Source organism: Streptomyces swartbergensis, assembly GCF_002148965.1.
Classification (GTDB): domain Bacteria; phylum Actinomycetota; class Actinomycetes; order Streptomycetales; family Streptomycetaceae; genus Streptomyces; species Streptomyces swartbergensis.
Genome location: NZ_NGFN01000373.1, coordinates 1 through 8,254 on the forward strand (window position 1 = coordinate 1; position 8,254 = coordinate 8,254).

An 8,254-nucleotide genomic window follows, 5' to 3' on the forward strand; every position below is an offset into this window, starting at 1 on the left:
GGGTTCGGGCGGGCGTGGTCAAGGGCCACGAGGAGGGTCGCGAGGGCGTAGAAGGAGAGGCCGAGGAGGAGAGCGTTGCCGAGGACCTTCTTGTAGCCGTCCTGGTCGACGTCCAGGAAGGGGTAGAGGTAGCGGTCGGGGGTGCCCGGGAGGAGCAGTTCACCTCGGGTGAGGGAGAAGGCCAGGTAGGCCAGGGGGTAGAGGAGCCAGGCGCTGGCCTGGCGCAGGTGCAGGCGGCCGGGGGTCGTGAGCAGGAGCCAGTCCAGTACGGCCGCGATCGGGGTCAGCGTGTGGAGGGTGTGGTGGGCGACGGCCTGCCAGCCCGTCGGAGCGGCCGCCTCGCCCGTGAGGGAGAAGGGGCTCGCCTCGTTCGCCAGGAGCAGGTGGTGCACCAGCGCCGCGATGACGACGTAGAGCAGGGTCGCGCCCAGGACGGCTCCTGGTAGCGGGCGGCCGGCCGTCCACGCGCGGCGGGCCGAGAAGGCCATGACCAGCGCGAGCAGGATGTTGCTCTGGACCGCGAAGTAGCCCAGGGTTCGGGACGGGTCGCCCAGGAGCAGTTCGAGCGTCACGCCGGCGGCCGCCGCCAGGGCGACCAGCAGGCGGAATATCGCGGCCGCCGGGCGGCGGACCGGGGTGACGACGGCCGTGGCGGGGACGGGGGAGGGCTTCAGCGCGGGCTTGCCCGGAATCGCGGGGAGGTCCGGTATGTCCCTGGGTATCGGGGCGGTCATGCCCCCACGCTGGCAGAAGCCGACATAGGGGGCGATTCGGGCGGGCCGTGTGGGTTAACGGGCGCCCACCGTTTCGCACCTCCCCCATGGGCCCCTCGGGGCCGACCCGTGAGCCGTGACTCCCGCTACTCCCGACCCACCAACGTCAGCAACGTCGCCTCCGGCGGGCACGCGAACCGTACCGGTGTGTAGCGGTTCGTGCCGCAGCCCGCCGAGACGTGCAGGTACGACGTACGGCCCTCCGCCGTGTGCGTGGACAGGCCCTTCACGCGGTCCGTGTCCAGGTCGCAGTTGGTGACCAGGGCGCCGTAGAAGGGGATGCAGAGCTGGCCGCCGTGAGTGTGGCCGGCGAGGATCAAGGGGTAGGCGTCGGCCGTGAAGGCGTCCAGGGTGCGCAGGTACGGCGCGTGGACCACGCCCATGGCGAAGTCGGCCGAGTCCGACGGGCCGCCGGCCACCTGCTCGTAGCGGTCCCGCTTGATGTGCGGGTCGTCCAGGCCCGTCAGCTCCACCGAGACACCCTCGATCTTGAGCGTGCCGCGCGTGTTCGTCAGGTTCAGCCAGCCCGCCGCGTCGAAGGCGTCCCGCATGTCCTCCCACGGGTTGTGCACCACGCCGACGGCCGGCGGGTTGCCGTTCAGGCCGTGACGGCCCTGCACCTTTTCGAGCAGGTAGCGGGCGGGGTTGCGGAGCATGGGGCCGTAGTAGTCGTTGGAGCCGAAGACGTACGCGCCCGGGAACTCCATCAGGGGGCCGAGTGAATCCAGGACCTCCGGGACGCCCTCCGAGTCGGAGAGGTTGTCGCCCGTGTTGATCACGAAGTCGGGGCGCAGGCCCGCCAGGGACCGCAGCCAGCGCTGCTTCTTGCGCTGACCGCTGACCATGTGGATGTCGGACACCTGGAGCACGCGCAGGGGGCGCATTCCCGAGGGCAGGACCGGGACCGTGACCCGGCGGAGGCGGAAGGAGCGGGCCTCGAAGCCCGCCGAGTACAACAGACCGGCGGCACCAGCCGCCGCGATTCCCAAGGGGACTCCGTATCGCGCGCGCATACGACCATCGTGTCAGACCGCGCCGGTCGCCTGCGCCCGGCGGTGCGCGAAATGCCCCAACCGTGCCGGGCCTCGCCTCAACGGCCCCTAAATCAAGGGGCGCCCTTCCGGCCGCACCTGCGACAATCAACCCCATGACCACGCTCAAGTCGAAGCTTCAGGATGACCTCAACGCCGCGATCAAGGAGCGCGACGAGCTCCGCTCCTCGACGCTCCGGCTGACGCTCGCCGCGATCACCAAGGAGGAGGTCGCGGGCAAGGAGAAGCGCGAGCTCTCCGACGATGAGGTGCAGAAGGTGATCACCCGCGAGGCGAAGAAGCGTCGCGAGGCCGCCGAGGCTTTCGCCCAGGGCGGTCGTGCCGAGAGCGCCGAGCGGGAGAAGGCGGAGGGCGAGGTGCTCGCCACCTACCTGCCCAAGCAGCTCTCCGACGACGAGCTGAACGCGATCGTCGCGCAGGCCGTCGAGGAGGCGAAGGCCGCGGGCGCCGAGGGACCCCGGGCCATGGGCGCCGTCATGAAGATCGTGAACCCGAAGGTGGCCGGCCAGGCCGAGGGCGGCCGCGTCGCCGCCGCGGTGAAGAAGCTGCTGGCCGGCTGACCGGCCGTCCAGCCGGCCAGTACGGGCGAGACCCTGCGGCTCCGAAAGCCTGGGACGGCGGAATTCAGCCCGTTGGTCTGGGTCACGGTGACTGGTCCCGCGTACTGGCTGTATGCACCTCGCCCGACACGGCCTTCATCATGTGCTGCGACCGGCTCTCCGCGTTCGTCGCCGGCTGCGCCCGAGCTGCACGCGGTGATACCGGCCAGAACTGTCTGAATCCACTCCTCCCCTCATTGCGCTTGGTGATCAAAGGAACACCAGTAATTAGGGAGTCAAGGGTTCCGGTGCTGCCCGGATTGGGTGGTTGCTGAATGATTCTGTGCCTTCGTGGTCGTCTCACGTGGTGCCCTTCGGCGGGCCGCAGCGGGCCGCAGCGGGCACCTGCCCGGCCCGCAGCCTCGCGGCCTTCACGATCACGGCGGCCCACCCGAACTCTCCCGGGCCGGCGAGTCCGTCACGCACCGCGACCCGGTACAGCCGTTGCCACACACCGGCCTCCGTCCAGGCGGTGAAGCGGCGGTGTGCGGTCGCCGGTGAGACCTCGAGCCAGGGCGGCAGCATTCGCCAGGGGCAACCGCTGGTCAGCACGTACATCACTGCGGTGAGCACCATGCGCTCGTCGATGGGCGCAGCGCCCCCTCCCTGCCGGCGCGATGTGAACGGTGGCAGCAGCAGCGGCTCCGTCAGGACCCATAACTCGTCGGTGACCAGTCGTCGGGCAAGATCGCCAGTCATGCTCACCATCGTCGTCGTCACCACATGAGACAGCGGCGTGCTCGACGCAGGTTGTCGTCATTACGCCAGGGCCGACCTGGTGGCCCGGCGTAGGTGCCGCAGTGCGGACCGGGTCCGAGGAACCCTCGAGAGAGGAGACGGACCGGTGCCGAGCTTCACCCCACCCTCCTGCGCCCGCACCGTGCGGTGCCGGGCCGGCTCAGTCGCCCCGTCCGCCGTTCCCGTTCCCGTTCCCGCCCCCGTTGTCCTGGCCCCGGAAGAAGCCCTCGGGAATGGAGAAGGAAGGTGTCGGGAAGGGGTCGCCGCCTCCGCCGCCGTTGTTGCCGCCGACCAGGCCGCCGATGAAGCCGTTGCCGTTGCCGTCACCGTTGTCCCCGTCGCCGCGGCCCTCGTCGTCGCCGTTCCCGTCGCCGCGGTCCCGGTCGATGCCGTCGGGGATGTGGACGGTGTTGAACTGCTCGACGGGCTTGCCCTCCAGTGCGCCGTTCATCATGTCGCCCCAGATCGGGCCGGGGACCTCACCGCCGAAGACCTTGCCGTACGACCGGCCGCCGATGGTGATGTTGGTCATCTTCCGCTTGTGCGCCGGGTCGCCGACCCACACGGCACCCGCCAGGTTCGGCGTGTAGCCCACGAACCAGGCCGCGTAGCGCTCGTCCGTCGTACCGGTCTTGCCGGCACTGGGGCGGCTGTCGAGGCCGGCCTTCTTACCCGTACCGTCCTCGACGACGCCCTTCAGCAGCGCGTTGATGGTGTCGGCGGTCTTCTCCGACATCGCACGCGAGCAGGTCGACTTCGGGACCTGGAGCGACTTCCTCTGGTCTCCGACGCGCTGGGTGACCGACTCGATGGCGACCGGCGTGCAGTGCATCCCGCGCGAGGCGAAGGTCGCGTACGCGTTCGCCATGGTCAGCGGGGACATCTCCTGGGTGCCGAGGGCGATGGACGGAGCCTGGTCGATCTTGCGGCCGTCGGCCCGCTCGACGCCCATCTTCTTCGCCATCGTGGTGACCGGGCAGATGCCGATGTCGCTGATCATCTGCACGTAGTAGGTGTTGACCGACTTGGCGGTCGCTTCCTTCATGTCGTACGGGCCGACCTCGGACTCGTTCTCGTTCTCGAGCTTGGCGGGGTCGGTCCGGCTGTTCTTCCAGATCTTGCCGTCGCACGCCGAGACGGGGCTCGGGTACGCCATCTGGTACGGCGCGGAGTACACCTTGTTCGCCGGCATGCCGTCCTCGAGGGCCGCGGCGGCCACGATCGGCTTGAACGTCGAACCGGGCTGGTAGCCGACACCGCCGCCCATGTCGTGGTCGACGGACAGGTTGAGGGTCGTCTCGCCCTTCTTGATGTCGACGCCGTACGGACGCGACTGGCCCATCGCGACAATCTTCCCGGTGCCGGGTTCGACGATGGTGGCCGCGGTCGCCACGTCGTCGCTCGTGTAGACGTGGTCCTTGATCGACCGCTGCGCCGACTTCTGGGCCTGCGGGTCGAGGGTGGTGCGGATCGTCAGGCCACCCTGGTTCCAGACCCTCGCCCGCTCCTTCTTGGTCTCGCCGAAGACCGGGTCGTTCAGGAAGATCTCGCGTACGTAGTCGCAGAAGAAGCCCGCGCCCTTGGTCGCCGTGATGCAGCCGTTCTTGGGCTTCCTGACCTCCAGGCCCAGCGGCGCCTTCATCGCCTCGGCGGCCTGCGCGCGGGAGATGTCGCCGACGTCGGCCATGCGCTGGAGCACGATGTTGCGGCGCTTGGTGGCCTCCGCCTCGTCGTTGACCGGGTCGTACCGGCTGGGCGACTGGACGATGCCCGCGAGGAGGGCCGCCTCCTGGACGTTCAGGTCCTTGGCGGACTTGGAGAAGTAGCGCCGGGCCGCGGCCTCGACGCCGTAGGCCTGCTGGCCGAAGAACGTGATGTTCAGGTAGTTCTCGAGGATCTTCTTCTTCCCGAGCTCTTCCTCGACCTGGATCGCGTACTTGAGCTCGCGGATCTTGCGGCCGATGGTCTGCTGGGTGGCCTGAGCGACCTTCGTCGGGTCGTCGCCGGCCTCCTCGACGAAGACGTTCTTCACGTACTGCTGCGTCAGGGTCGAGGCGCCCTCGGAGACTCCGCCGGTCTGCGCGTTCTTGTTGAGGGCGCGCAGGACGCCCTTCAGGTCGACCGCGCCGTGCTGGTAGAAGCGCGAGTCCTCGATCGCGACGATCGCCTTCTGCATGTACGGCGAGACGTCCTTGAGGGGGACCACCGTGCGGTCGCGCGAGTAGACCGTGGCGATCTGGCCGCCGTCGGCGTCGAGGATCGTGGTGCGCTGGCTCAGGGGCGGGGTCTTCATGTTGGCCGGGAGCTCGTCGAAGCTCTCGACCGATCCCTTCGCCGCCAGCCCCAGCGCACCCACCGCGGGCAGCGCGATACCGGCCAGCACGGCTCCCGCGAGAACACTGACACCGAGGAACTTGGCGGCCTGCTGCGTGGGTGACAGACCACCGCCCGAGCGCTTCTTTGGCATGAGGGCAGCCTAATCCGTAGTTATGAGCGATCCGCAGGAGCAGGGGCTTCTCGGAGCGTTCGAGTACCAGACCGTGACATCCAGGTGCAGCCGGGCCGTAGAGGCCTCAACGTAGATCGGTGCGCGGGTCTGGTGCGAGTGGTGGCGGTCACGTTGGCGCTGGGCGGATGCCTTCTAACGCCCAGACCTCGACGTCTCCAGGCAGAGCGGTGGCGCCCGGCGTCTCCGTGGCCGCCACCACGAAGGGTGTCGGCGCCCGTCGGCGCTGGACGCACGCCTATGACTCACCCGGCATCGATGCCTTTTAAGAGAGCGGCGGCGTCCAGGGTCGTCGTGCGTCAACACCTCTCTACTTGATCACTCGTTTGTGTTGGTGGTGCGAGCCCGTCGCAGGGTGACCTCTTGATACGCCCGAGCCGCCCGAGCTCCCGCATAGACCGAGGCCCGTGGGATGCGCTGGTGCCACGAACGGCTAGTGAGGTGGCGGCCCGACTGCGCTGCGGTCGAGGCCTGGGATTAGGTCGCTGCGTGGCCCGCATGCGCTCGTGACCAGCGCAAACGTCGAACTCTGGGGAGGGGAATGTTGATCTACTGCGGAATCGACTGGGCGGAACGAACCCACGACGTCGCCCTGGTCGACGACACCGGCCAGCTACTCGCCAAGCGCCACATCACCGACGATGCGGCCGGCTACAAGATCCTTCTGGAACTGCTCGCCGAATACGGCGACACCGAAGAGAACCCGATCCCCGTCGCGATCGAAACCTCCCGCGGCCTGCTGGTGGCCGTCCTGCGGACCGGCAAGCGCAAGGTCTTCGCGATCAACCCAATGGCCGCCGCCCGCTACCGCGACAGGCACTCCGTCTCGCGTAAGAAGTCCGACCCCGGCGACGCCCTTGTCCTCGCCAACATCCTCCGCACCGACTTGCACGCCCACCGGCCCCTGCCTGACGACAGCGACCTTGGCCGCGCGATCGCCGTCCTGGCCCGGGCSCAGCAGGACTCGTTGTGGAACCGCCAGCAGCTCGCCAACCAACTCCGTTCCCTGCTGCGCGAGTACTACCCCGCCGCCCTGGCCGCCTTCGCCGCCTGGACCAACGGCCTGTGCCGCCCCGAAGCCCGCGAACTCCTCAAGACCGCCCCGACCCCGACACGGGCCGCACGGCTGACCCGCACCCAGATCCAGGCCGCGCTCAAGCGAGCCGGCCGCCAGCGCGGCATCGAAGCCGAGGCCGACCGCCTCCGCGAGGTCTTCCGTGCTGAGTGGGCCCATCAGCCGCTGCTGGTCGAGGACGCGCTCGGCAAGCAGATGCTCGCCCTCCTCATCCAGCTGGACGCCGCCTGCACCGCCGCCGACCAGCTCGCCGAAGCGGTCGAAGAGGCCTTTCCCCAACACCCGGACGCCGAGATCCTGCTGAGCTTCCCCGGCCTCGGCATCCAGCTCGCCGCCCGCGTCCTCGCCGAGATCGGCGACGACCGCACCCGCTTCGCTGACGCCCGCGGCCTGAAGGCATACGCCGGCTCCTCACCCATCACCCGAGCCTCCGGCAAGAAGTCCGCCATCACCAGACGCTGGGTGAAGAATGACCGGCTCAACCACGCCGGCTACCTCTGGGCCTTCGCTTCACTCAGAGCATCCACCGGAGCCAACGCCCATTACCGGCGCCGCCGCGAACAAGGCGATTGGCACGCGGCCGCCCAGCGCAACCTCTTCAACCGCATGATCGGACAGCTCTACCACTGCCTGAAGCAGGGCACGGCCTACGACGAGTCGCTCGCCTTCGGGGTCCCTCTCTCCGAGGCCGTTGTCGACGCCGCTTGAGACGGTCAGCGGGGAGTGAGGCAGGCTTCGAGGGCGGCTCGCTGTTGCGGGGGCAGGTGGTCGCCGAGAGGGATCTTGCGCGGGCTGTGATCGCCCTCGCAGAGCCAGCTCCGCTCGTCCTCGTCGAACCACCAGTCCTCGGCGCCCCACATGGGGTGTCCCTGAAGCAGGTGTCTGGCCAACGCCTCGCTCGCCTCGGGCGCACCTTGAGCGACCAGAGCCTCGACCACCGCCGTCACGGCCTCCTCCGGAACCGCCGCGTCGCCGAGAACAGGCAAGAGAAGGAGGAGACGGGCGTGCGGGTCGGTAACGCCTGCGGCACTCGGTGGTGCCTCCAGCAGGGCGGCGAGCTCGGGCCAGCACAGCCCGGGGCCGATGCGGTCCTGATCGTCGCTGGCCAGGACGAGATCCTGGCTCCAGTCGGGATGGGTGAGGAAGTAGTCCGTGGTCGTGAACTCCTCGCCGCTGTTGAAGTGCACGACGATCGCGAAGCCGCCGGCCAGCGGCACCGTGAACATCGGCCACGCCGACCGGTCGTGGAGCCTGTCGAGCATGGCRTCCGCGTCACCCGGGTCCGATCCGAAAGCCTCCGGCGTGAACCCCTCGGCCAGGTCCGCCAAGTACGCGGGCCAGAAACCCGGCTCATCCAGGAGCGGATGCCCGTCCACGACAGGGGACGAGGAGTACCAGTGCCGTGCCATCACCATGCCGAGATTCTCTCCAACCCGGCTCCGGGCTGTTCGAAGACCCCGGCCTTCACGGCCGACCGGCTTGACGGCATAGCAACGTGAGGTGTCTACGTT

At 69.0% G+C, this 8,254-nt stretch carries 7 protein-coding genes; 2 read left to right on the top strand and 5 right to left on the bottom strand.

Features of this window, described 5'->3' with window-relative positions:
• Window positions 1–734: Pr6Pr family membrane protein (locus CA983_RS36880; RefSeq protein ID WP_086605096.1), on the bottom strand; the 734-nt coding region annotated here is incomplete at its 3' end.
• Window positions 735–859: 125 nt separating this feature from the next.
• On the bottom strand, window positions 860–1,786 hold the full coding sequence (locus tag CA983_RS36885; RefSeq protein ID WP_086605097.1) for a metallophosphoesterase: 927 nt from the start codon (window positions 1,784–1,786) through the stop codon (window positions 860–862).
• Window positions 1,787–1,920: 134 nt separating this feature from the next.
• Between CA983_RS36885 and CA983_RS36890 the strand changes: the two genes are divergently transcribed.
• Window positions 1,921–2,385 (top strand): GatB/YqeY domain-containing protein, encoded by a 465-nt coding sequence (locus CA983_RS36890; RefSeq protein WP_086605098.1) that lies wholly within the window; start codon window positions 1,921–1,923, stop codon window positions 2,383–2,385.
• A gap of 339 nt (window positions 2,386–2,724) precedes the next feature.
• On the opposite strand, the gene CA983_RS36895 is transcribed toward CA983_RS36890, so the two are convergent.
• Complete coding sequence (locus CA983_RS36895; RefSeq protein WP_158101928.1) at window positions 2,725–3,123, bottom strand: transposase; 399 nt, start codon at window positions 3,121–3,123, stop codon at window positions 2,725–2,727.
• A gap of 199 nt (window positions 3,124–3,322) precedes the next feature.
• On the bottom strand, window positions 3,323–5,629 hold the full coding sequence (locus CA983_RS36900; protein ID WP_086605100.1) for a transglycosylase domain-containing protein: 2,307 nt from the start codon (window positions 5,627–5,629) through the stop codon (window positions 3,323–3,325).
• Window positions 5,630–6,209: 580 nt separating this feature from the next.
• Here CA983_RS36900 and CA983_RS36905 point away from each other — a divergent pair.
• A complete protein-coding gene (locus tag CA983_RS36905) occupies window positions 6,210–7,451 on the top strand; it encodes an IS110 family RNA-guided transposase (protein WP_167407532.1) in 1,242 nt (413 codons plus the stop codon).
• A gap of 5 nt (window positions 7,452–7,456) precedes the next feature.
• Here CA983_RS36905 and CA983_RS36910 read toward each other — a convergent pair whose 3' ends face one another.
• The gene (locus CA983_RS36910; protein ID WP_086605101.1) at window positions 7,457–8,158 is read right to left on the bottom strand and encodes a hypothetical protein; all 702 of its coding nucleotides are present in this window, start codon (window positions 8,156–8,158) and stop codon (window positions 7,457–7,459) included.
• Between the last annotated feature and the right edge of the window lie 96 nt (window positions 8,159–8,254).

Coding starts and splice junctions, on each gene's coding strand:
- CA983_RS36885 (WP_086605097.1), bottom strand. CDS start 1,786: ATGCGCGCGCGATACGGAGTCCCCTTGGGAATCGCGGCGGCTGGTGCC.
- CA983_RS36890 (WP_086605098.1), top strand. CDS start 1,921: ATGACCACGCTCAAGTCGAAGCTTCAGGATGACCTCAACGCCGCGATC.
- CA983_RS36895 (WP_158101928.1), bottom strand. CDS start 3,123: ATGACTGGCGATCTTGCCCGACGACTGGTCACCGACGAGTTATGGGTC.
- CA983_RS36900 (WP_086605100.1), bottom strand. CDS start 5,629: ATGCCAAAGAAGCGCTCGGGCGGTGGTCTGTCACCCACGCAGCAGGCC.